Source organism: Pseudomonas sp. X10, assembly GCF_054889225.1.
In genome coordinates, this window is sequence record NZ_CM142677.1 from 5,450,993 (window position 1) to 5,470,831 (window position 19,839).

Annotated in this window: 22 protein-coding genes; 4 read left to right on the forward strand and 18 right to left on the reverse strand. The window is 62.6% G+C overall.

From position 1 onward, the window contains the following. Positions 1 to 30: 30 nt before the first annotated feature. Complete coding sequence (locus ACYU03_RS24755) at positions 31 to 534, forward strand: transporter substrate-binding domain-containing protein (RefSeq protein WP_461887228.1); 504 nt, start codon at positions 31 to 33, stop codon at positions 532 to 534. A gap of 21 nt (positions 535 to 555) precedes the next feature. Here ACYU03_RS24755 and ACYU03_RS24760 read toward each other — a convergent pair whose 3' ends face one another. Together ACYU03_RS24760 and ACYU03_RS24765 are read right to left on the reverse strand one after the other, a co-directional pair. Then, entirely contained in the window at positions 556 to 1,059 is a 504-nt protein-coding gene (locus ACYU03_RS24760; RefSeq protein WP_461887229.1) for a 2-thiouracil desulfurase family protein, read from the reverse strand. Further along, the gene (locus ACYU03_RS24765) at positions 1,046 to 1,678 is read right to left on the reverse strand and encodes a 2OG-Fe(II) oxygenase (RefSeq protein WP_461887230.1); all 633 of its coding nucleotides are present in this window, start codon (positions 1,676 to 1,678) and stop codon (positions 1,046 to 1,048) included. Before ACYU03_RS24765 ends, ACYU03_RS24760 begins: the two co-directional genes overlap by 14 nt. 114 nt (positions 1,679 to 1,792) lie before the next feature. On the opposite strand from ACYU03_RS24765, the gene ACYU03_RS24770 reads away from it, so the two are divergent. Next, positions 1,793 to 2,545, forward strand: coding sequence for a hypothetical protein (locus ACYU03_RS24770; protein WP_461887231.1), 753 nt, complete (start codon positions 1,793 to 1,795; stop codon positions 2,543 to 2,545). On the opposite strand, the gene bipL is transcribed toward ACYU03_RS24770, so the two are convergent. Beyond that, positions 2,546 to 3,472: a phospholipase BipL gene (bipL, locus tag ACYU03_RS24775; RefSeq protein WP_461887232.1), complete on the reverse strand. Its 927-nt coding sequence runs from the start codon at positions 3,470 to 3,472 to the stop codon at positions 2,546 to 2,548. A gap of 214 nt (positions 3,473 to 3,686) precedes the next feature. Between bipL and ACYU03_RS24780 the strand changes: the two genes are divergently transcribed. Next, positions 3,687 to 4,244: a DUF6436 domain-containing protein gene (locus tag ACYU03_RS24780; RefSeq protein ID WP_461887233.1), complete on the forward strand. Its 558-nt coding sequence runs from the start codon at positions 3,687 to 3,689 to the stop codon at positions 4,242 to 4,244. Here ACYU03_RS24780 and ACYU03_RS24785 read toward each other — a convergent pair. Beyond that, positions 4,223 to 4,789 carry a sugar O-acetyltransferase gene (locus ACYU03_RS24785; protein WP_461887234.1) on the reverse strand — a complete coding sequence of 189 codons (567 nt, stop codon included), beginning with the start codon at positions 4,787 to 4,789 and terminating at the stop codon, positions 4,223 to 4,225. The genes ACYU03_RS24780 and ACYU03_RS24785 overlap by 22 nt on opposite strands. Before the next feature lie 85 nt (positions 4,790 to 4,874). Between ACYU03_RS24785 and ACYU03_RS24790 the strand changes: the two genes are divergently transcribed. Continuing rightward, positions 4,875 to 7,262, forward strand: a complete 2,388-nt coding sequence (locus tag ACYU03_RS24790; RefSeq protein ID WP_461887235.1) for a penicillin acylase family protein — start codon at positions 4,875 to 4,877, stop codon at positions 7,260 to 7,262. A gap of 51 nt (positions 7,263 to 7,313) precedes the next feature. Here ACYU03_RS24790 and ACYU03_RS24795 read toward each other — a convergent pair whose 3' ends face one another. The 14 genes from ACYU03_RS24795 to ACYU03_RS24860 all read right to left on the reverse strand — a co-directional run bounded on the left by ACYU03_RS24795 (position 7,314) and on the right by ACYU03_RS24860 (position 19,818). Continuing rightward, positions 7,314 to 8,192, reverse strand: coding sequence for a transporter substrate-binding domain-containing protein (locus tag ACYU03_RS24795; RefSeq protein WP_461887236.1), 879 nt, complete (start codon positions 8,190 to 8,192; stop codon positions 7,314 to 7,316). Next, entirely contained in the window at positions 8,189 to 8,962 is a 774-nt protein-coding gene (locus tag ACYU03_RS24800; RefSeq protein ID WP_461887237.1) for an amino acid ABC transporter ATP-binding protein, read from the reverse strand. The genes ACYU03_RS24795 and ACYU03_RS24800 overlap by 4 nt, the downstream gene beginning before the upstream one ends. Next, complete coding sequence (locus tag ACYU03_RS24805) at positions 8,959 to 9,618, reverse strand: amino acid ABC transporter permease (protein ID WP_461887238.1); 660 nt, start codon at positions 9,616 to 9,618, stop codon at positions 8,959 to 8,961. The genes ACYU03_RS24800 and ACYU03_RS24805 overlap by 4 nt, the downstream gene beginning before the upstream one ends. Beyond that, positions 9,599 to 10,264 carry an amino acid ABC transporter permease gene (locus ACYU03_RS24810; RefSeq protein WP_461887239.1) on the reverse strand — a complete coding sequence of 222 codons (666 nt, stop codon included), beginning with the start codon at positions 10,262 to 10,264 and terminating at the stop codon, positions 9,599 to 9,601. The genes ACYU03_RS24805 and ACYU03_RS24810 overlap by 20 nt, the downstream gene beginning before the upstream one ends. A 444-nt stretch (positions 10,265 to 10,708) precedes the next feature. Continuing rightward, positions 10,709 to 11,494, reverse strand: coding sequence for a MetQ/NlpA family ABC transporter substrate-binding protein (locus ACYU03_RS24815; RefSeq protein ID WP_461887240.1), 786 nt, complete (start codon positions 11,492 to 11,494; stop codon positions 10,709 to 10,711). A 185-nt stretch (positions 11,495 to 11,679) separates the two neighbouring features. Continuing rightward, a complete protein-coding gene (locus tag ACYU03_RS24820) occupies positions 11,680 to 12,627 on the reverse strand; it encodes a sigma 54-interacting transcriptional regulator (protein WP_461887241.1) in 948 nt (315 codons plus the stop codon). Between the two features lie 66 nt (positions 12,628 to 12,693). Next, positions 12,694 to 13,275, reverse strand: a complete 582-nt coding sequence (locus ACYU03_RS24825) for an alpha/beta hydrolase (RefSeq protein WP_461887242.1) — start codon at positions 13,273 to 13,275, stop codon at positions 12,694 to 12,696. A 449-nt stretch (positions 13,276 to 13,724) separates the two neighbouring features. Beyond that, on the reverse strand, positions 13,725 to 14,126 hold the full coding sequence (locus ACYU03_RS24830) for an ExbD/TolR family protein (RefSeq protein WP_461887243.1): 402 nt from the start codon (positions 14,124 to 14,126) through the stop codon (positions 13,725 to 13,727). 1 nt (position 14,127) lies between these two features. Beyond that, on the reverse strand, positions 14,128 to 14,853 hold the full coding sequence (locus ACYU03_RS24835; protein WP_461887244.1) for a MotA/TolQ/ExbB proton channel family protein: 726 nt from the start codon (positions 14,851 to 14,853) through the stop codon (positions 14,128 to 14,130). A 36-nt stretch (positions 14,854 to 14,889) separates the two neighbouring features. Then, positions 14,890 to 15,687, reverse strand: a complete 798-nt coding sequence (locus ACYU03_RS24840; protein ID WP_461887245.1) for an energy transducer TonB — start codon at positions 15,685 to 15,687, stop codon at positions 14,890 to 14,892. A gap of 337 nt (positions 15,688 to 16,024) precedes the next feature. After that, positions 16,025 to 17,014 carry a sulfate/molybdate ABC transporter ATP-binding protein gene (locus tag ACYU03_RS24845; protein ID WP_461887246.1) on the reverse strand — a complete coding sequence of 330 codons (990 nt, stop codon included), beginning with the start codon at positions 17,012 to 17,014 and terminating at the stop codon, positions 16,025 to 16,027. Between the two features lie 3 nt (positions 17,015 to 17,017). After that, positions 17,018 to 17,890, reverse strand: a complete 873-nt coding sequence (gene cysW / locus ACYU03_RS24850; RefSeq protein WP_461887247.1) for a sulfate ABC transporter permease subunit CysW — start codon at positions 17,888 to 17,890, stop codon at positions 17,018 to 17,020. A 14-nt stretch (positions 17,891 to 17,904) separates the two neighbouring features. Further along, the gene (gene cysT, locus ACYU03_RS24855) at positions 17,905 to 18,723 is read right to left on the reverse strand and encodes a sulfate ABC transporter permease subunit CysT (protein ID WP_461887248.1); all 819 of its coding nucleotides are present in this window, start codon (positions 18,721 to 18,723) and stop codon (positions 17,905 to 17,907) included. An 87-nt stretch (positions 18,724 to 18,810) separates the two neighbouring features. Next, positions 18,811 to 19,818 carry a sulfate ABC transporter substrate-binding protein gene (locus ACYU03_RS24860; RefSeq protein WP_461887249.1) on the reverse strand — a complete coding sequence of 336 codons (1,008 nt, stop codon included), beginning with the start codon at positions 19,816 to 19,818 and terminating at the stop codon, positions 18,811 to 18,813. Positions 19,819 to 19,839: the final 21 nt, after the last annotated feature.

Below are 19,839 nucleotides of genomic sequence, written 5' to 3' on the forward strand. Positions count from 1 at the left end.
GAATTCACCTGCCAAGGAAAAGGGGCATTCATGCGTTTGACCATAGGCGTATTGCTGGCACTACTGATCAGTCCATGGGCACAAGCCGAACTGATCGACGAAGTGAACGACCGGGGCGAACTGCGCATCGCCGTACCGGCCGACACACCACCGTTCAACTTCAAGGAAAACGACAAGCTGACCGGCTTCGAGATCGAACTTGGCCAAGCCCTGGCAAAAGAGTTGGATGTGCGTGCCGAGTTCATCGTGACAACCGCTGATGAGCTACTGCCAGGTGTGGAAAGCGGCAAGTACGACATTGCCCTGAATCAGCTCAGCGCGGACGAGCAACTCGAAGAGCGGCTGGACATCAGCAAACCTTATAACCTGGGTGGCGATGACAAGCCGTCATGGGTGATCCCCTTCCAGAAAGGCAACCCAGCGTTTCAGGGCACGCTGGACAACGCGTTGCAGCGCATCAGGGACGATGGACGCCTGGCGGCGCTGGAGCAGAAGTGGCTGCAAGACACGTCCCGGACGACTGCTGAGCAATAGCCGCCACAGACCCTTCGCAGGTCAATCGGCAATTCCAGCCAACGCGCGCGCTGCCTCGTCCAACTCAAGCTCGCTGAATACCAGTACCCCTTCACGACGCAGCAAGGCCGTGGTCACACCCTCGCCCGGCACCTTGACCCCGCTGAAACTGCCATCGTAGGTCAGCCGGTTGCCGCACGATGGGCTGCCGGACTTGAGCACCGCCACGCGGATGCCGTGCTGGCGAACCAGGGCAAGCGCCTGCTGCGCCCCGGCCAGGAACGCACCACTGACATCCTCGCCCTGGACCGTCACCACCCGCGCCTGCCCCTCGAGCACCGCCCCACCCTGCCCGCCAGGGATTTCAGCTGGCGGGCGCGGCGTCGGCAGGCCACCGGCGACCTCAGGGCACAGCGGCACCACCCGGCCTTCAGCCTGCCAACGCTGCAGCAAACCCGGGTGGCCGCTGGCACGACCGTCGTAGCGCACCGGCTGCCCCAGCAGGCAGGCGCTGACCAGCACCTTGGGCAGGCTAGAAGGGTTCATTGCCACGGCGGCGGAACCAGCCGGTCAACGACAGCCGGTCCCGTCGCGCCGGCAGCACTTCGTGGGGGATATCGCCGGAGAGGAACACCACCAGGCAGCCAGCGCTCGGCTGCACGTCATGTTCGATACCCTTGGCCAGGCTCATGCGCAACTGTCCACCGTCATCCGGAAGCCAACCTTCGTTAAGGTAGATGATCGCAGAGACCATGCGTCGGTCATCGTCGCGAAAGCGGTCCAGATGCTTGCGGTAGAACGCGCCCGGTGGGTACAGGGCGAAATGGCATTCGAAATCTTCCAATCCCAGGAACAACCCGCGATTGAGCGCCTGGCGCAGGCTCTCCATCACCTCCAGGTAACTGTCGCAGGCCTCGGACTGGCCCGCTTCGATCCACTGGATATGATCGCCACGAATCCCTTCGCGCACCTCTTGAGCAGCACCTCGCCCCACCCCGGCTGGCGCCAGCTCACCTTCAGCGGCACGCTGATGGCACTCGGCCGCGAGTGCCAGGGTCAAAGCCTGGGGCAGGAAGCGGTTCTGCTGCGACCAGCCACGGGTGGCCAGGTCGTCGACAATGCGCAACAGCAAGGGATGATCAGAAGATATGTGCATGGCGCGCATAGTATCCATCCGCCACGCAAACCGACAGCGCCACTTGGCTGAGAGTGTGCATTGGCGTCTCGACAAAGTCCCGTTGCGCCGCAGACAATAGCGGCCTGCCGACAGGAGTCCTGAATGCGCCGTTTGTTTTCTCTGCTGCTGATGCTGGTCTGCACCATGCCTGTCTGGGCAGACAGCCTCGACCAACTGTACAAGGCGGCCGGCTGGCCCGACCAGCGCGCCCACTTCACCGATGCCGTAAGCGCCGCCCAACAGCGCTACCAGAACAGTCTGCCGCCTGCGGTATTCCAGGCCCTGGTCAATAACAGCAACCAACGCTTCCAGGCCCAGGCCATGGACCGCCGTGCCCAGGCACAGTTGCGCGCCAACCTGGAAAACCCCAGGCCCGCGCTGACCTTCTTCCAGTCGCCGCTGGGGCGCAAAGTGGTCACGGCTGAGCTGCTGGCCACCCGCCGCGACCAGTTGGCCAAGCATGCCAAGGGCTTGCCGAAGATGGCAGCCAGCGACAACCGCCTGCTGATCATCGGCCATTTGGCCCAGGCCCTGCCCGCCCGCGAGGCCGGGGCGGAGGTCAGCCTGGCGATCGCTGGCGTCGCGGCCGACAGCCTCAGCTCGATGATCCCCGGCCTGTTCGGCGGCGGCCAGGCCCAGGGTCTGCTCGACGGCCAGCGCCAGCGCCTGATGGAGCAGATCGGCAATGACCTGAACAACACCCTGCTGTATGTCTACCGCGACCTCTCCGACACAGAGTTGGAGGAGTTCGCCACCTTCGCCGAGTCGGAGGATGGCCAGGCCTATTACAAGGCCGCCTTGGCAGCGATCCGTGCAGGCCTGGCCGTCGGCCAGAGCTCTGCCGATCTGCAGTGATCAACCCAACCGCTGATCGATGAAGTCGAAATAGCGCTGGCGAATACCTGGCAGTTCATTGGCCAGGTGATGCCGCGCCTCGGGCAGCATCAGGATCTGCGGCTCAGCGAACTTGGCCCGCAGCACCTTCAGGTTATAGGGCCAGTCCACCGTACCATCCGCTTCTCCCTGGACGATCAATGGCCGCCGCGCACTGCGGGGAGCGGCCTCGATGCGCTTGACCCAGGCCACCAGCGCACCGACCCAGGCAGTCGGCAGGCGCCGGGGTTGCAGCGGATCGGCCTGCAGGAACGGCAGGAAGGTCGGATCGTTGCTGTTTTCGCTGAAGCGCCGCTCGATGCCATTGACGAAGTGGCGCAGCACACAGTAACTGAGCTTCGACCAAAGCCAGGCCCGTGGCCGCACCAGTGGCGCCAGCAGGATCACCTGGCCATCGGCCGGGCTGCGTTCGCCTTCGTAGAGCAAATGATCGACCACGATTGCCCCGCCGGTGCTCTGTCCACAGAGGTGCCAGGGCCGTGGCAGCTCCAGGATACGCGCCTGCTCGAAGAGCGCCTGCAGCATTTGCTGGTAGACGGCGAAGTCGTCGATGCTGGCTCGCTCGCCGCTGGAAAGCCCATGTCCCGGCAGGTCGCAGGCGATCACCGCGTACCCCTGCCCTAGCGCCCATTCGACCACATGCCGGTACAGGCCCATGTGGTCGTAGAAGCCATGCAACAGGAACAAGGTCGCCACCGGTTGCTCCGGCAGCCAGACTTGCCCGACCAGCTCGAAACCCGCCACCTGGAAGCCGCCCAGCCAACTGCGTACCGGCAGATCCAGCCCGTAGTAACGCTGGTAGTCCAGGCCCTGGGCCGACAAAGGCTGGCGCGCGGCCAGGGGAGACAAGCTGGCGCGCAGCAGATCGGGGTGGAATGACGCAGGCATCGGGCACATCCGGAGCAAGTATTGATCTGCGATATTCAGCTCTCGGCCGCGCCGTGGCAAGCTGGCGGACCTTTCCGACACTGATCGCGAGGGATTGGCATCCTGCCGGTCAATAATGAGCCGGCGGGGTTGCGACCAAGGGCAAAGCCCTCGCCTTGCAAACTTGCCTGAACCGGCCAAACCGGCCCACCGCGACAAACACTACGGACATTTCATGGGCAAGACCTTCACGACAGCGCTCATCCTGCTGCTCTGCGCCGCTGGCCTCTGGTGGGCCTACGACAGCTTCCAAGCCCGCTACCTGCGCCCCTTCGACAACCAGACCGCGCTGTTTTCCGGCCATTCGTTGCAACTGCCAGCCGACCTCGCCGGCCCCGGCCCGATCCGCGTGGTGCACTTCTGGGACCCGGCCTGCCCATGCAATGTCGGCAACCAACAACACTTGGGTGAACTGATCGAGCGCTTCGCTCCTTTGGGCGTCGAGTTCCATGTGCTGCAGAAGCCTGGCAGCCATGGCCAACTGCCGGCCAACCTCAGCGCCCTGCGGCCCTTGAACACCTTGCCCGGCAGCGAGCACCTTCCCGCCAGCCCCGCCGTGGCCATCTGGGACCATCAGGGCCGTCTTGCCTACTTCGGCCCCTACAGCGAAGGCGCCGTGTGCAATGCCAGCAACAGCTTCATCGAGCCGATTCTCAAAGCGTTGTCCGAAGGGCGGCCGGTGCAAGCCTCCAATACGCTGGCGGTGGGCTGCTATTGTCCCTGGGCCGGCTGACGCGCCCGCGCCGGGTTCCCCATCACCGTCACCCCCGCCGGCACGTCTCGGGTAACCACACTGCCAGCACCGACCACGGCGTTGTCTCCGATAGTCACCCCTGGGAGGATGATCGCTCCACCACCGATCCAGACGTTATTGCCGATGGACACCGGCCGGCCGCTTTCCAGGCCGCTGCGGCGCACCTCGGGGTCCAAGGGATGGTCGGCGGCATAGATCTGCACTGCCGGCCCGATCTGGCAATCGTCGCCGATGCTGACCGGCAGCACGTCGAGGATCACGCAGTTGAAGTTCATGAAGGTATTGGCGCCAATGCTGATGTTGTAACCATAGTCGCAATAGAACGGCGGACGGATCACAGCGCCTTGGCCAACAGCCCCCAAGTGTTCGACCAACAGACCATGGCGCTCTTCGTTCAACAGCTCGGAACTGTTGTTGTAGCGTTGCATCCAGTGCTTGTTGGCGATCTGCTCGGCCTGCAGCTGCGGACAGCTGGCGTGATAGAGCTGGCCACTGAGCATCTTCTGTTTTTCGCTAAGGGTCATCTGGGTACCTTTTGGGACTATTCTCTGTTCGCGAATGTGTCGATGATCCGACCACAATTTCCCCCCGAATGTACAAGGAGTTTCGATGAGACGCAGCCTGACCCTGTTGGCCGTGGTCATCGCCATGGCCGCCGGTGCCGGTTACTGGTACGTGCACGGCAAGCAGCCGCAGCGTGAGGGCGAGGTGGCCATCAATGGCCTGCAGGCGCCGGTCAGCGTGCGCTACGACACCCGCGGCGTGCCGCATATCCAGGCGCAGAACGAGGCCGACCTGTACCGTGCGCTGGGCTACGTGCATGCCCAGGACCGCCTGTTCCAGATGGAGATCATCCGCCGCCTGGCGCGGGGCGAACTGGCCGAAGTTCTTGGCAGCAAACTGGTGCCCACCGACACCTTGTTCCGCAGCCTGCGCATCCGCGAGCAGGCCGAACGCATGGTCCAGCGCCAGGACAAGCAATCCCCCGCCTGGTTGGCCTTGCAAGCGTACCTGGAGGGCGTGAACGCCTGGCAAGCCGGCCACCCCAAGCCCATCGAGTTCGATGTGCTGGGCATCACGCCACGCCCCTTCACTGCCCAGGACACCCTGAGCATCGCCGGCTACATGGCCTACAGCTTCGCCGCCGCCTTCCGCACCGAGCCGGCGCTCACCTATATACGTGACCAACTTGGCCCGGAGTACCTACGCATCTTCGACCTCGACTGGCAACCCGACGGTGCCCTGAGCAACCCCGCCGCCCTGGCCGCAGAAGACTGGCGCAGCCTCGAACAGCTGGCCCGCCTGAGCCATGACGCATTGGACGATGCCGCCATCCCGCAATTCGAAGGCAGCAACGCCTGGGCCGTGGCCGGCAGTCGCACCCGCAGCGGCAAACCCTTGCTCGCTGGCGACCCGCACATCAGCTTCGCCGTCCCGGCCGTGTGGTACGAGGCCGAGCTGTCAGCACCGGGCTTCAACTTGTACGGCTACCACCAGGCACTCAACCCTTTCGCATCGCTGGGGCACAACCATGATTTCGGCTGGAGCCTGACCATGTTCCAGAACGACGATGTCGACCTGATTGTCGAACGGCTCAACCCGGACAACGCCGACCAGGTAATGGTCGATGGCCAGTGGCGCGAGCTTGAGAAGGTCGAGGAAACGATTGCGGTCAAAGGTGAAGACCCGCTCACCATCACCTTGCGTCGCTCGCCCCATGGCCCGATCGTCAACGAGGTGCTGGGCGACACGGTAGGGCCGACGCCCATCGCCCTGTGGTGGGCCTTCCTGGAAACCGAGAACCCCATCCTTGAAGGCTTCTACCAGGTCAACCGTGCCGACACCCTGGCCAAGATGCGCACTGCCGCGGCGAAGATCCAGGCGCCCGGGTTGAACTTGGTCTGGGCCAACGCCCGTGGTGACATCGGCTGGTGGGCTGCGGCGCAATTGCCGATACGCCCCGCGGGCGTCAACCCGGCCTTTCTTCTCGACGGTGCCAGCACGCAAGCCAACAAACTCGGCTTCTACCCCTTCAGCACCAACCCGCAGCAGGAGAACCCGGCCAGCGGCTATATCGTCTCGGCCAACTTCCAGCCGCCCGCCTCCATCCCGGTGCCGGGCTACTACAACCTGCCCGACCGTGGCCGCCAGCTCGACCGGCACCTGGCCGATACCGCTATCCGCTGGGATACCCAGAACAGCCAGGCTCTGCAACTGGACACCACCACCGACTATGGCCCACGCACCCTGGCGCCCCTGCTCGGCACCCTGCGGGAGATTGCCGAAGGCGACGAGGAAAAGGAACTGGTGGAACAACTGGCCGCCTGGCGCGGCGACTATCCCCTGGACTCGACCAGCGCCACACTGTTCAACCAGTTTCTCTATGACTTCGCCTACAGCGCCCTACATGACGAACTGGGTGACACCTGGTTTCAGGTGCTGATCAGCACCCGTGCCATCGATGCTGCTCTGCCACGCCTGGCCGCCGATGCCGGCTCACCCTGGTGGAACCCGCGGGGCAGCAGCGAACAGCACGACCGCGCCGCCGTTGTCAGGCTGGCCTGGCAACACAGCCTGGCGCACCTGCGCGAAACCCTAGGCAAGGACTCGAGGCAATGGCAATGGGGCAAGGCCCATACCCTCACCCACAACCATCCCCTGGGCTCACAGAAGCCGCTGAACCTGCTGTTCAATGTCGGCACTTTCGCCGCGCCGGGCACCCATGAAGTGCCGAACAACCTCTCGGCGAAGATCGGCCCGGCCCCCTGGCCAGTCACCTATGGCCCCTCGACCCGACGCCTGGTCGACTTCGCCGACGCAGGGCAGGCGCTGACCATCAATCCGGTCGGGCAGAGCGGCGTACTGTTCGACAAGCACTATCGCGACCAGGCCGAGGACTATATCGAGGGGCGTTACCAGAGGGCGCAGATGGGGGTGATTCCGGCCCAGAGCACCTTGCAGTTGGTGCCAGCAGCCACGGATACACCTCGCAACTGAAGGAGAACGGGCTTGCCGGGGCGCATGCTCCGGCAAACCCAGCGGCTCAACTCAACCCTGCCACTTGCCGCCTTCGACGATCACGCTTTCCGGAGGGGTGTCATCGCTCAGTTCCTTGCGCACGTACTGGTCATACAGCTTGAGCAGGAACTTCTCCTCACCCAGCTTCGCCAGCTCCGCGTTGACCCAATCACGCAGCTCGATATTGCCCTTCTTCACCGCTGGAGCGATCGGTGCTTCCTCACCCAGCAGTTGGGGCAACACGCGGTAGCCTGGGTTCTGCTTGGACCAGCTGAACAGGATCAGGTTGTCCTGGGCATAAGCATCGCCACGGCCATTGGCCAGGGCCTGCAGCGACTCGCTGTTCTTCTCGAACTTGAGCAGCTTCCAGTCCGGGTGGTTCTGGGTCAACCAGATGTCCGCGGTGGTGCCGGTGGTGACGATGATGGTCTTGTCGGCCAAGTCATCGAGCTTTTGCACCTCGCTGCCCTCAGGCACCAGAGCCTGCACGGCGACACGCAGGTTGGGGTTGGTGAACTCCACCGCTTCCTTGCGCTCCGGGGTCACGGTCATGTTGGCTAGAATCAGGTCGACCTTGTCGCTTTGCAGGAAGGGAATACGGCTGGCCGGCTCGACCGCGACGAACTCGACCTTGTTCTCGTCGCCCAGCAAATCCTTGGCGAAGCGCCGGCCGATATCGGTGTCGAAGCCCACATAGCGGCCACTCTCATCGACGAAGCCGAACGGCGGTTTGTCGGTGAAGACGCCGACGATCAGCTTGTCGCGGGCCTTGATGGTTTCCAGGTAGCTGGTCGCCGGAGCGGGGTTGGCAGAGGCGGACTGAGCCGGCTCCTCAGCCTTGTCGCAGCCGGCCAGCAAGGCCAGACCGAATAGCGAGAGCAGCAGTTTTGACGCTTTGGCAGTTTTCATGACAGTTCCTTTTGCAGTGTCTTCGGCAGGCTTTCTACAAAGGAGAATTTCTCCAGGAACTGCTGCGCGCGTGCGGTCCGCGGGTTCGTAAAGAAGCTCTCGGGCTCGCCCTGTTCAAGGATCCTGCCGGCCTCCATGAACACGATGCGATCGGCCACCGCGCGAGCGAAGGCCATTTCATGGGTGACGATGAGCAGGGTCATACCCTCGCGGGCCAACCCCTGGATCACCTGCAGTACTTCCTTGACCATTTCCGGGTCAAGCGCTGCGGTGACCTCGTCGAACAACATCACCTGGGGGTTCATGCACAGCGACCGGACGATCGCGATGCGCTGCTGCTGACCACCGGACAACTGGCGCGGATAGGCGTCACGCTTGTCCAGCAGGCCAACCCGCTCCAGCAACGCCTCGGCCTGGGCCTGAGCTTCGCGGCACTCACGCTGCTGTACCTTGAGCGGCCCGAGCAACAGGTTGTCCATCACGCTCATGTGGCCGAACAGGTGATAACTCTGGAACACCATGCCCACTTGCTGCCGCACCTGGCGCCAGTCAGTGCCCGGGGCGAGCAGTTCACGCCCAGCCAGCCGCAACTGCCCGCTGTGGGCCTGCTCCAGACCATTGAGGCAACGCAACAAGGTGCTCTTGCCACAACCGCTAGGGCCCAGGATCACCAGCACCTCGCCAGCCTGGACCTGCAGGTCGATATCCTTGAGCACCTGGTGCTCGCCGAAATACTTGTTGAAGCCTTTGAACTCGATCAGTGCGCTCATGCTTGGGCCCAGCGGCGTTCCAGCGCGCGCGAAGCGGCGGAAAGCGGATAGCAGATGAAAAAGAAGAACAGGAACAGCACGCCATAGATCAGCACCGACTCGTAGGTGCGCTCGATGATCTGCTGGCCAGCCTTGATCACGTCGATCACGCCGATCAGCACCGCCAGCGAGCTGGTCTTGATGATCCGCGTGTAGATGTTGATGGTCGGTGGGGTCATGCGCTTGAGGGCCTGGGGCAACAGTACGTAGCCGTACAACTGCCAGCCGGCCAGGCCGATCGACAGCCCGGCCTCACGCTGCCCACGAGGCAGTGACTGCAGTGCGCCACGCACCACCTCGCCAACCTCGCTGGCGCCCCACAAGCCCAGGACCAGCACTGCGCACCAGAAGCTGGGGATGCTCAGGGCAAAGAAAATCGGCAGGCCGAAGAACAGCAGGTACAACCAGACCAGCACCGGAATCGCCCGGAACAGCTCCAGGTAGACTTGCAAGGCCAGGTTTACCCAACGGTTGCCCACCGTCGCCAGCACGCCATAGAGCACACCGCCCAAAGTGGCGAAGAGAATGCCCAAGGCAGAGATCGCCAAGGTCCGCCCAGCCCCGGCCGCCAGTTGCGGCAGCGAGACCAGCAGCAGCTCAAGACCCGAACTGGCCATGTTGCAGCCTCCTTTCCAGGTAACGCAGCAACAGTGACAACGGCAGGAACAGCAGCACGCACAGCAGGGTCAGCACGGCCAGCATTTCGTAGGTCTTGTAGTACAGGGCGATGTAGTTCTTGGTGGTGTAGAGGATCTCTGGCACCGCCACGGTCGAGACCACGGTGGTCTCCTTGAGCAGGAAGATGAAATTGGCGAACAGCGCCGGCAGGCTGAGGATGCCAGCCTGGGGCAGGATCACATGGCGCAGCAGTTGGCCTTCCGAGAGGCCGATGGAACGTCCGGACTCCAGCTGCGCGCGCGGCACCGCCTCGACGCCGGCGCGCAGTACCTCGGTCAGGTAGGCGCCGCCCATGAAGGTCATGGTGATGATCGCCGCTGCGAAGCCCGAGATCTTAAGACCCAGGCTCGGCAGGGCGAAGTAGACGAAGAACAGCTGGATCAGCAGCGGCGTGTTACGCGCCAGCTCCACATATAGCTTCACGGCGCGCCACAGGAAGGGGGTACGGAACACCAGGATCGCCGCGTTGATCACCGCCACGGCCAGGGAGGTGGCAATGGCGATCAGGCCCACCTGCAGGGTCACCCCTACAGCCTTGAGGAACGCCGGCAATGTACTGAGGATGAAGGCGACGTCGAAGGTCATGGATAGGGCCTCGACATGCGCTTGCGAGGATACGGCATAGGGCAGGATCTCAGGTCGCACAAGGGTGGCTCGGCGACGCTCACGAAAAAAAGAATGTGCCGATAAGCACGGAGACAAAGACTCTAAAGGTATAAAAAAATTTATTTAAATACCTTTATTGCATATCTATATTCACCCACGGGGTAGCCGAAAAAAATCCTTCCAAACACCGGAATCTTTCGTACCGAAATAGCCTCCAATACTTCCAGAAGGAGTGATTTGCACGGCACGTCAATCAACAAGGACGACAACGATGAGCAGCCCCTGCCCCCCCGCCACCAACGAACAACTGCAATGGCTGATTGCGCTGCGCCGCGCCCTCAGCGGCCAACGCTGACCCTCACAAACGAAAACGCCGACGCAAAAGGCGTCGGCGTTGTGCACAGATAACTGCGTGAGGGGCGATCAGAACGCCGGCAGTACCGCACCGCTGTACTTCTTCTCGATGAACTCTTTCACTTCCGGGCTGGTCAGGGCCTTGGCCAGCTTCTGAATGGCTTCGCTGTCCTTGTTATCCGGACGGGCGACCAGGAAGTTCACGTAAGGCGAGTCGCTGCCTTCGATCACCAGGGCATCCTTGGCAGGATTGAGGCCGGCTTCCAGAGCGTAGTTGGTGTTGATCATATCCAGGTCAACCTGGTCCAGCACGCGCGGCAGCATGGCCGACTCCAGCTCACGGAACTTGAGCTTCTTCGGGTTCTCGGCGATGTCTTTCGGCGTGGCCAGGGCGTTCTTCGGATCTTTCAGAGTGATCAGGCCAGCCTTCTGCAACAGCAGCAGGGCGCGGCCGCTGTTGCTGCCTTCGTTAGGGATAGCGACGGTGGCGCCTTCCTTCAGCTCGTCCAGGCTCTTGACCTTCTTCGAGTAGCCGCCGAAGGGTTCGACGTGCACACCGATCACGGTTTCCAGGTGAGTGCCCTTGCCTTCGTTGAAGTTCTTCAGGTACGGCAGGGTCTGGAAGTAGTTGGCGTCCAGGCGCTTCTGGTCAACCTGCACGTTGGGCTGGACGTAGTCGGTGAACACCTTGACCTGCAGGTCCACACCTTCCTTGGCCAAGGTCGGCTTGATCAGTTCGAGGATCTCGGCATGGGGCACCGGCGTGGCAGCCACCACCAGTTTCTCGCCCGCTTGGGCAAAACCGGCCACCGACAGGGCGGCGGCCAGAGCAGTCATCAACAGAGCCTTTTTCATGGTGATCCTTATTCTCAAGCTGGGGCCATCGACTGATGGCAAAGTCGGTTGCCAACCGCTGAGCGGCCGGCGTGAGGCGGACGATACCGAGATTTTTTATTCCGCAACAATATCTTTTACTTAGTTACTTATTCCAAAAAAAATGAAAAAACCGACTTTTTACTTATGAGCTCGTTCGCAGCGCTCTACCGTGCGGGTTTGTCCAACTGGGCCAGTGCATTTTCCAGCACCCGGCGCAGGGCCGAACGTGCTTCAGGCTGGCGACTACGGGTCAACTGATCCAGTTGCTCCGCCAGGCTCGCCACGGGGTCGGTGTCCGGCAGACCCAGGTGTTCGGGGAGGATTTCGTCTCCCTGACTCACCAGCAGGGCGAAGTGGATGACGTTTTCCAACTCGCGGGTGTTGCCTGGCCAGCTATGCGCCTCCAGCACCCGCTGCGCCGCTTCGCTGATCAGTGGCACAGGGCGGTCCAGCCGGGGGCTGTAGATACCGACGAAGTACTCGGCCAAGGGCAGGATATCCCCTACCCGCTCGCGCAAGGCCGGCAGTTCCAACTGGCCCTCGCGCAGATAGTGGTACAGGCGCTCATGGAAGCGTCCGGCATGTACGGCTTGGGCCAGGTCGATGCTCGAGGCGGCCACAAGGCGCACATCCACGGCCTGCGGGTGATGGGCGCCGACCCGGGTGACTTCGCGGTTCTCCAGCGCGGCCAGCAACTTGACCTGGATGGCAAGCGGCAGGTCGGCGATTTCGTCCAGGTAAAGGGTGCCGCCGTTGGCCGACCCGAACCAACCCGCCCGGCTACTGGCCGTGCCACTGTGGGCGCCGGCGCTGTAGCCGAAGAGTTCGGCATCGGCGTAAGTCAGGCTGATCGCCGCGCAGTTGACCGACACGAACAGCCCGCCACGGTCACTGGCCCGGTGTATCTGCCGTGCCAACAACTCCTTGCCAGTGCCGGTCTCGCCACGGATCAACACCGGCAAGGACTGTGGCGCCAGGCGTTCCAGCGCCTGGCGCAGTTGCTGTGAACGCGGGTCGACGAACACCAGGGCCTTGGCGCGGATGCTCAACGGACTCTTGTCCAATTCAGGGAAGGTCAGCAGTGGCTGGCCGAACGTGTTGTGAAAACTCATGGCGAACTCCCGCCCCGGGCCGTCGGTGGCCGGACGTTGTAACAGTTATGCGGATTGTCGGCCGGCTCAGGCCCGGCGCAGTGCCCGCTGCTCGATCCGGCCTTGTAGGCGGAACAGGTAAGCAAAGCCTTGCTCCCAACGCTCATGCCCGGATTTGACGTTGATGTGCCCGGCATTGGCCAGCAGTCCCGCTTCGGCACCCCAGGCGCGTGCCAGGTGCATCGCACGCGGCACACTCACGGCCGGGTCGTTGTCGGAGCTGACCACCTGGCTGGGAAACGGCAACGCCTGCAACGGTATGGGTGCAAAATTGCGCAGGGCTGGGGCGCAGGTCGGCCGCTCAACATCAGCCGGTGCCACCAACAATGCGCCCCGCACACGGCGCAGCAAAGCCGGGCTGGCCTGGGCGGCCCAATGGGCGACAGTAATGCAGCCCAGGCTGTGGGCAATCAGAATCACCGGTGAACGCTCGGCGGCAACCGCCTGCTCCAACGCCTGCACCCAGGCATGACGCTGCGGGGTCAACCAGTCCTCCTGCTCGACGCGCGCGCTATTGGGCAGGCTGCGTTGCCAGTGACTCTGCCAATGATTGTCTGGCGATCCTTGCCAGCCCGGCACAATCAGGTAACGAATCAGCTCATTGCGCATGGGGACGCCTCCTTCTGGGTTTGCGTGCTTGGTGTTCAGTATAGGGAGACGGTTATATTCGTAAAGGAATAAGAAGCTATTTATTAATAACCATTAGAAACTTTCTTTACGGATTGCAGGGGCATGCCTTTAGTCTTTTGGCACTCTTGAGACCCCGCACGGCGCATCGCGACACAAGGCCGCTCCCACAGCTGTTGCAACGCGCCATGGCCTGATAGACCGAAGTCTTAGCCCTTGTTTGTACGACAAAGATATCGAGGTGGCCGCAACAGCCCCCGCACAATCTTTCGCCCAGCGCCAAGGCTACTGTGGGAGCGGCCTTGTGTCGCGATGCGCCGTGCGGGGTCTCAAGAACACCAAAAAGCCCAAGGCCCATACCCGCTAGCCATAAAAAAAGGCCATCCCCTGCCAGAGAAATGGCCTTGAAGCACTTGCCTGAAGTCTGTTGCTCAGCGTGCGGTGATCACCGCCAGCTTTGTGATCCCAGCCCGTTCGATGGCTGCCATGGCCCTTGCCACTTCGCCATAGTTGACGCCGTCGTCAGCCTGCAGTTGAACACGCAGGTCGGCATCCTCGGCCTTGGCCGCCTGGAGATTGGTTTCCAGCAGGTCGGGCTGGATCTCATCTTTATTGATGAACAGCTTACCCTCGGCGTCGATGCTCACCACCAACGGATCCTTCTGCTCCACCGGGGCTACGGCCTCGGTCTTGGGTAAGTTGATCGGGATGGCGTTGGTCAGCAGGGGCGCGGTGACAATGAACACCACCAACAGCACCAGCATGACGTCCACCAGCGGCGTGACGTTGATTTCGCTGAGGACTTCATCGCTGTCCTGGGTCGAAAAGGCCATATCAGGACGCCTCCTTCACCGGCTGGGTGAAGCCTGCCTGGGCCTTGTGCACAGTCGGGTGCACCAGGACCCGGAAGGCACTCTTCTGCGCCAGGCTGTAGAAGTCATGGGCGAAGTCGTCCAGGTCAGCGGCGGTCAGCTTCAAACGCCGAAGGAAGTAGTTGTAGACCAGCACCGCTGGCACCGCGACGGCGATCCCCACGCCGGTGGCCACCAGTGCCGCGCCAATAGGGCCGGCGACGGTTTCCAGGCTGGCGGAACCGGCCGCGCTGATGCCCTTGAGCGCTTCCATGATGCCCCACACGGTGCCGAACAGGCCGATGAAGGGCGAGGTGCTGCCGATACTGGCGACTACGGCCAAGCCGGTTTCCAGCGAGCGGCGCTCACGGACGATCTGTTGGCGCAAGGCGCGTTCGAGGCGGTCCTGATGGTTGATCGCATGACTCAGGTCACTGGTCTGCTGGCCTGGCTCGCCCACGGCAATAGCGGCATAACCGGCCTGGGCGACCCGCGCCGCTGGCCCCGGCTGCTCATGACTCACCTCGGCGGCCGAGTCCAGGCTGGACGCGGCCCAGAACTTCTGGTGGAAGCGTTTGTCCTGGTTCTTCAGGCGGACGAACTGGACGACCTTGATCAACGCCAGGGCCCAGGTCGCGACGGAAAAGCCGATCAGCAGCCAAATGACTGCGCTTTCAACGGATTCGAGTGGGGATGCCAGTAAGCTCATGATGGGTTCTCTCTAAGTTCGGTCGATTGGCACGAATTAACGAAGCTTGAAGTCGATGGGCACGCTGACCCAGCCCGCCAGGGCGACGTCGCCCTGCTTGGCCGGAACGAAGCTCCAGCGCTTCACGGCAGCCAGGGCGGCATCATCGAGCGCCTGGCGACCACTGCTCTTCTGGATCTGGATCTGCCCCGGCTTGCCGCTGGCCAATACCTCGACCCGCAGCAGCACGGTGCCTTCCCAGCCACGGCGCTGAGCCATTTGCGGGTACTCCGGCGCCGGGTTCTTCAGGTAGGCCGCGTTGGCCGAGGCCGGTGTGATCGGCGCCGGAGCCGGTGGCGCGGGTGGCGCAGGCGCAGCCACCGGCGGCGGCGGTGGGGCCTCGACCGGCTTGGGCTGTGGCTTGGCGACCGGCTTGGGCACAGGTTTGGGCTTGGGTTTCGGAACCGGCTTGGGCGCAGGCTTGACCGCCAGCTCATCGACCACCGGTGGCGGCGGCTCGACCACGGGAGGCGCTGGTGCGGGTGGTGGTGGCTCGACTACCGGCGGTGCCGGCTGGGCGAACTCGATGGTCATCGGCGGGATTTCCGGCGGGACCACCGGCAGCTCCGGCGTCGGCTGCTGACTGACCCAATAGGCCACGGCGCCATGCAGGGCCAGGACAAAGATACCGAGCACGACCTTGTCGCGGCGGCGCAGGCCGCTGACCGGTGTGCGCTGCAGGCGCAACTGCGCCAACGGCAGACGAAGCGTGCGGCCAAGGTCGACCAGATCGCCACCCGGCGCCTGGCGCCATGGCTGGTCGTAGGCCCTGACGGCCGTCTGGACATTACCCATTGATCAACTCCTGGGGGATCGTGATGCAGGTCATGGTGGGCCGGCTACAGCCCCTCGCATGGCTGAATCATCGATGCCAGACGCTTATCTCTGAAAGTAATCTTTAAAGTTAAATATAGATCTTTAGGGAATATTGAAAATCACGATCCGTGGCAAACCCGCGCGATTAAAGGGCTGTAGCCGATGAGGGGAAACAACATGCATCTCAGGCATGCAAAATATTCGCGCAAGGCATTGATAAGAGACGGTGTCAGCCACCCTGCGTCTGGCAAGGCGCAAAGCCTGGAATCAGCAGGCAAAAAAAATCCCGGGGCACAGCCCCGGGATTTTCACCACCTCAGAGATCGGCCACCTTCTGCCAGACCTTGGGCCTGAAGAACAGCGTCTCGCCCCGGGCCAAGCCACTGAGGCTGTCATGGTCCTTGACCACTTCTGCCTCGATCAGCTCACTCTGCCCCTCGACCTTCAAGGTCACCCGGGTGGTGGCGCCCAGTGGGCGGATATCGCGGACTTCCGCCGCATGGTGGCCTTCGACCTCATGCCGCGACAGCGACACTTCATGGGGGCGGAACAGCACGTGATGCCCCTCGCTCAAGTGCAAACGGTTGGAGTCGCCAAGGAAGTGGTACACGAAATCGTTGGCCGGCTTCTCGTACACTTCGCCTGGTGAGCCTATCTGCTCGATCACGCCCTTGTTCATCACCACGATGCGGTCGGCAACCTCCATGGCTTCTTCCTGGTCATGGGTGACGAACACCGAGGTCAGGTTGATGTCCTCGTGCAGACGCGCCAGCCAGCGGCGCAGCTCCTTGCGCACCTTGGCATCAAGGGCGCCGAACGGCTCGTCGAGCAGCAGCACCTTGGGCTCGACCGCCAGGGCGCGGGCCAGGGCGATACGCTGACGCTGCCCACCGGACAACTGCTCGGGGTAGCGGTCGGACAACCAGTCGAGCTGGACCATGTTCAACAGCTCATGGACCTTCTCGGCGATCTTGCTCTCGCTCGGACGCTCACCCTTGGGCTTCATGCGCAGGCCGAAGGCGACGTTGTCGAACACGCTCATGTGGCGGAACAGCGCGTAGTGCTGGAACACAAAACCAACGTTACGGTCACGCACATCATGGCCGGAAACATCTTCGCCATGGAACACGATGCTGCCCTGGTCCGGGGTTTCCAGTCCGGCGATGATGCGCAGCAGGGTGGTCTTGCCACAGCCGGAAGGGCCGAGCAGGGCGACCAATTCGCCGCTGTAGATGTCCAGGTTGATGTTGTCCAGGGCCTGGAAGGCGTGGAAGCGCTTGCTGACGTTACGAACTTCGATCGACATGAATTATTCCTCCGCTGCGTTGTGGCGCAGGCGGTTAATGCGGGATTCGCTCCACTGCTTGAGCAGCAGGATGAACAGCGCCAGGATCAGCAGCAAGCTGGCCACGCTGAAGGCCGCGACATGGTTGTATTCGTTGTAGAGGATCTCGACATGCAGCGGCAAGGTGTTAGTGACCCCGCGGATATGCCCGGAGACCACCGACACTGCGCCGAACTCGCCCATGGCCCGGGCCGTGCAAAGCACCACGCCATAGATCAGGCCCCATTTGATGTTCGGCAGGGTCACGTGCCAGAACATCTGCCAGCCATTGGCACCGAGCAGGCGCGCGGCCTCCTCTTCCTGGGTGCCCTGCTCCTGCATTAGCGGGATCAGCTCACGGGCGACGAAAGGCACGGTGACGAAGATGGTCGCCAGCACGATGCCCGGCAGGGCGAAGACGATCTGGATATCGTGGTCCTGCAGCCACGGGCCGAACAGGCCCTGGGCACCGAACATCAGCACATAGACCAGACCGGCGATCACCGGTGACACCGAGAATGGCAGGTCGATCAGCGTGACCAGGATGCTCTTGCCACGAAAATCGTACTTGCTCACACACCACGCCGCGCAGACGCCGAACACCAGGTTCAGCGGCACCGAGATGAACACGGCCAGCAGAGTCAGCTTCAACGCCGACAGGGCGTCCGGCTCGAAGATCGCTTCGAAGAAGGTTCCGAAGCCCATCTTCAGGGCCTGAGACACTACGATGACCAACGGCAGCAACAGGAACAGCGCGAAGACCAACCAGGCCAGCACGACCAACACACGGCGGGAGACCGCGCTGCCACGACGGGCGGCATTGGCCGAAGCGACCGCGCCCAGGGATGACGTAGACATTGCCTTGGCCTCCTTCAAGGGGTTTCGATACGCCGCTGCAACAAGTTGATCAGCAGCAGCAGGATGAAGGAAACCACCAGCATCAGCACGCCGATGGCAGTGGCGCCGGTGTAGTCGTACTGGTCCAGCTTGACCATGATCAGCAGCGGCAGGATCTCGGTCTTCATCGGCATGTTGCCGGCGATGAAGATCACCGAACCATACTCGCCAACGCCACGGGCAAAGGCCAGGGCGAAGCCGGTCAGCCAGGCTGGCAACAGTGCCGGAGCCAACACATGGCGGAAGACCTGCAACGGCCTGGCGCCCAGGCAGGCAGCGGCCTCTTCCACTTCACGCGGGATATCGGCCAGCACCGGCTGCACCGTCCGCACCACGAATGGCAGGGTGACGAAGGTCAGCGCCAAGGTGATACCCAGCGGGGTGTAGGCGATCTTGAAGCCAAGGTCAGTGGCAAACTGTCCGACCCAGCCGGAAGGCGCGTAGAGCGCGGTCAGGGCAATGCCGGCCACCGCGGTCGGCAGGGCGAACGGCAGGTCGATCATGGCGTCGATGATCTTGCGCCCTGGGAAGGTGTATCGCACCAGCACCCAGGCCAGCAGGGTACCGATCACACCATTGATGAGGGCGGCGAACAGGGCGGTTCCGAAGCTCAGCTTGAGCGCGGCGAGAACCCGCGGCGCGCTGATGATGTTCCAGAACTGCTCCCAGGTGAGCTGGGACGCATGCACGAACATGGCCGCCAGCGGTATGAGCACAATCAAACTGAGGTACACCAAGGTGTAGCCCAGTGTCAGCCCGAAGCCGGGTATGACAGGGGAGATACGACGTGACATAGAGGTCCCTGGTTGAACGCACGGAGCCCGGGACAAGTCCCGGGCCCATGCTGGCTACTGAAGGGTGTCGATCCTATTGGGCACAGATCACTGTGCCGAGTAGATCTGGTCGAACACACCGCCATCATTGAAAAACTTGGGTTGAGCAGTCTTCCAGCCGCCGAAGTCCTTGTCGATAGTCACCAGGTCAAGTTTCGGGAATTGCGTGGCGAATTCGGCCGCGACCTTCTCGTCACGCGGACGATAGAAGTTCTGCGCAGCGATCTTCTGCCCAGCTGGGCTGTACAGGTGCTTGAGGTACTCGGTAGCGATCTCGGTATTGCCCTTCCTCTCGGCGTTCTTGTCGACCACGGCCACAGGTGGCTCGGCGAGGATCGACAGGGAAGGCACGACGATCTCGAACTTGTCGTTGCCACCGTCTTCCTTGAGCGCCAGGAAGGCTTCGTTTTCCCAGGCCAGCAGGACATCGCCCTGGCCGTTATTGACGAAGGTGATGGTCGAGCCACGGGCGCCGGTGTCCAGCACCGGCACGTGCTTGAACAACTCCTCCACGTATTCCTGAGCCTTTTCTTCGCTACCGCCAGCCTTCAGGCCATAGGCCCAGGCGGCGAGGAAGTTCCAGCGTGCGCCGCCGGAAGTTTTGGGATTCGGGGTGATGACCGAGACGTCCGGCTTGATCAGGTCGCCCCAGTCCTTGATGCCCTTGGGGTTGCCCTTGCGCACCAGGAACACGATGGTCGAGGTGTAAGGCGTGCTGGCGTCCGGCAGGCGGGTCTGCCAATCCTCTGGCAGGGTCTTGCCCAGTTTGGCGATCTCATCGATATCGCCGGCCAGGGCCAGGGTCACGACGTCGGCGCGAAGGCCATCGATGACCGCGCGGCCCTGCTTGCCCGAACCGCCGTGGGATTGCTGGATCTTCACCTTGTCGTCCGGATGGCTGGCCTGCCAGTGCTTGATGAACTCGGCGTTGTACTGCTGGTACAGCTCGCGGGTCGGGTCGTAGGACACGTTCAGCAATTCGTAGTCCTTGGCGATCGCGGAACCGGCAAAAACGGCACTGGCCAAGGCGGCAAGCGCATAACGGCGGATGGACATGGTGAAGCTCCCGATTGGCAT

What these genes read in the sequence shown, in the direction of transcription:
- cysW (WP_461887247.1), bottom strand. Translation starts at nt 17,890, where the DNA reads ATGTCTACGTCATCCCTGGGCGCGGTCGCTTCGGCCAATGCCGCCCGT.
- ACYU03_RS24770 (WP_461887231.1), top strand. Translation starts at nt 1,793, where the DNA reads ATGCGCCGTTTGTTTTCTCTGCTGCTGATGCTGGTCTGCACCATGCCT.
- ACYU03_RS24765 (WP_461887230.1), bottom strand. Translation starts at nt 1,678, where the DNA reads ATGCGCGCCATGCACATATCTTCTGATCATCCCTTGCTGTTGCGCATT.
- ACYU03_RS24830 (WP_461887243.1), bottom strand. Translation starts at nt 14,126, where the DNA reads ATGGCCTTTTCGACCCAGGACAGCGATGAAGTCCTCAGCGAAATCAAC.
- ACYU03_RS24815 (WP_461887240.1), bottom strand. Translation starts at nt 11,494, where the DNA reads ATGAAAAAGGCTCTGTTGATGACTGCTCTGGCCGCCGCCCTGTCGGTG.
- ACYU03_RS24825 (WP_461887242.1), bottom strand. Translation starts at nt 13,275, where the DNA reads ATGCGCAATGAGCTGATTCGTTACCTGATTGTGCCGGGCTGGCAAGGA.
- ACYU03_RS24785 (WP_461887234.1), bottom strand. Translation starts at nt 4,789, where the DNA reads ATGACCCTTAGCGAAAAACAGAAGATGCTCAGTGGCCAGCTCTATCAC.
- ACYU03_RS24840 (WP_461887245.1), bottom strand. Translation starts at nt 15,687, where the DNA reads ATGGGTAATGTCCAGACGGCCGTCAGGGCCTACGACCAGCCATGGCGC.
- ACYU03_RS24795 (WP_461887236.1), bottom strand. Translation starts at nt 8,192, where the DNA reads ATGAAAACTGCCAAAGCGTCAAAACTGCTGCTCTCGCTATTCGGTCTG.
- cysT (WP_461887248.1), bottom strand. Translation starts at nt 18,723, where the DNA reads ATGTCACGTCGTATCTCCCCTGTCATACCCGGCTTCGGGCTGACACTG.
- ACYU03_RS24820 (WP_461887241.1), bottom strand. Translation starts at nt 12,627, where the DNA reads ATGAGTTTTCACAACACGTTCGGCCAGCCACTGCTGACCTTCCCTGAA.
- ACYU03_RS24805 (WP_461887238.1), bottom strand. Translation starts at nt 9,618, where the DNA reads ATGGCCAGTTCGGGTCTTGAGCTGCTGCTGGTCTCGCTGCCGCAACTG.
- ACYU03_RS24790 (WP_461887235.1), top strand. Translation starts at nt 4,875, where the DNA reads ATGAGACGCAGCCTGACCCTGTTGGCCGTGGTCATCGCCATGGCCGCC.
- ACYU03_RS24800 (WP_461887237.1), bottom strand. Translation starts at nt 8,962, where the DNA reads ATGAGCGCACTGATCGAGTTCAAAGGCTTCAACAAGTATTTCGGCGAG.
- ACYU03_RS24860 (WP_461887249.1), bottom strand. Translation starts at nt 19,818, where the DNA reads ATGTCCATCCGCCGTTATGCGCTTGCCGCCTTGGCCAGTGCCGTTTTT.
- ACYU03_RS24810 (WP_461887239.1), bottom strand. Translation starts at nt 10,264, where the DNA reads ATGACCTTCGACGTCGCCTTCATCCTCAGTACATTGCCGGCGTTCCTC.
- ACYU03_RS24760 (WP_461887229.1), bottom strand. Translation starts at nt 1,059, where the DNA reads ATGAACCCTTCTAGCCTGCCCAAGGTGCTGGTCAGCGCCTGCCTGCTG.
- ACYU03_RS24780 (WP_461887233.1), top strand. Translation starts at nt 3,687, where the DNA reads ATGGGCAAGACCTTCACGACAGCGCTCATCCTGCTGCTCTGCGCCGCT.
- ACYU03_RS24835 (WP_461887244.1), bottom strand. Translation starts at nt 14,853, where the DNA reads ATGAGCTTACTGGCATCCCCACTCGAATCCGTTGAAAGCGCAGTCATT.
- ACYU03_RS24845 (WP_461887246.1), bottom strand. Translation starts at nt 17,014, where the DNA reads ATGTCGATCGAAGTTCGTAACGTCAGCAAGCGCTTCCACGCCTTCCAG.
- bipL (WP_461887232.1), bottom strand. Translation starts at nt 3,472, where the DNA reads ATGCCTGCGTCATTCCACCCCGATCTGCTGCGCGCCAGCTTGTCTCCC.
- ACYU03_RS24755 (WP_461887228.1), top strand. Translation starts at nt 31, where the DNA reads ATGCGTTTGACCATAGGCGTATTGCTGGCACTACTGATCAGTCCATGG.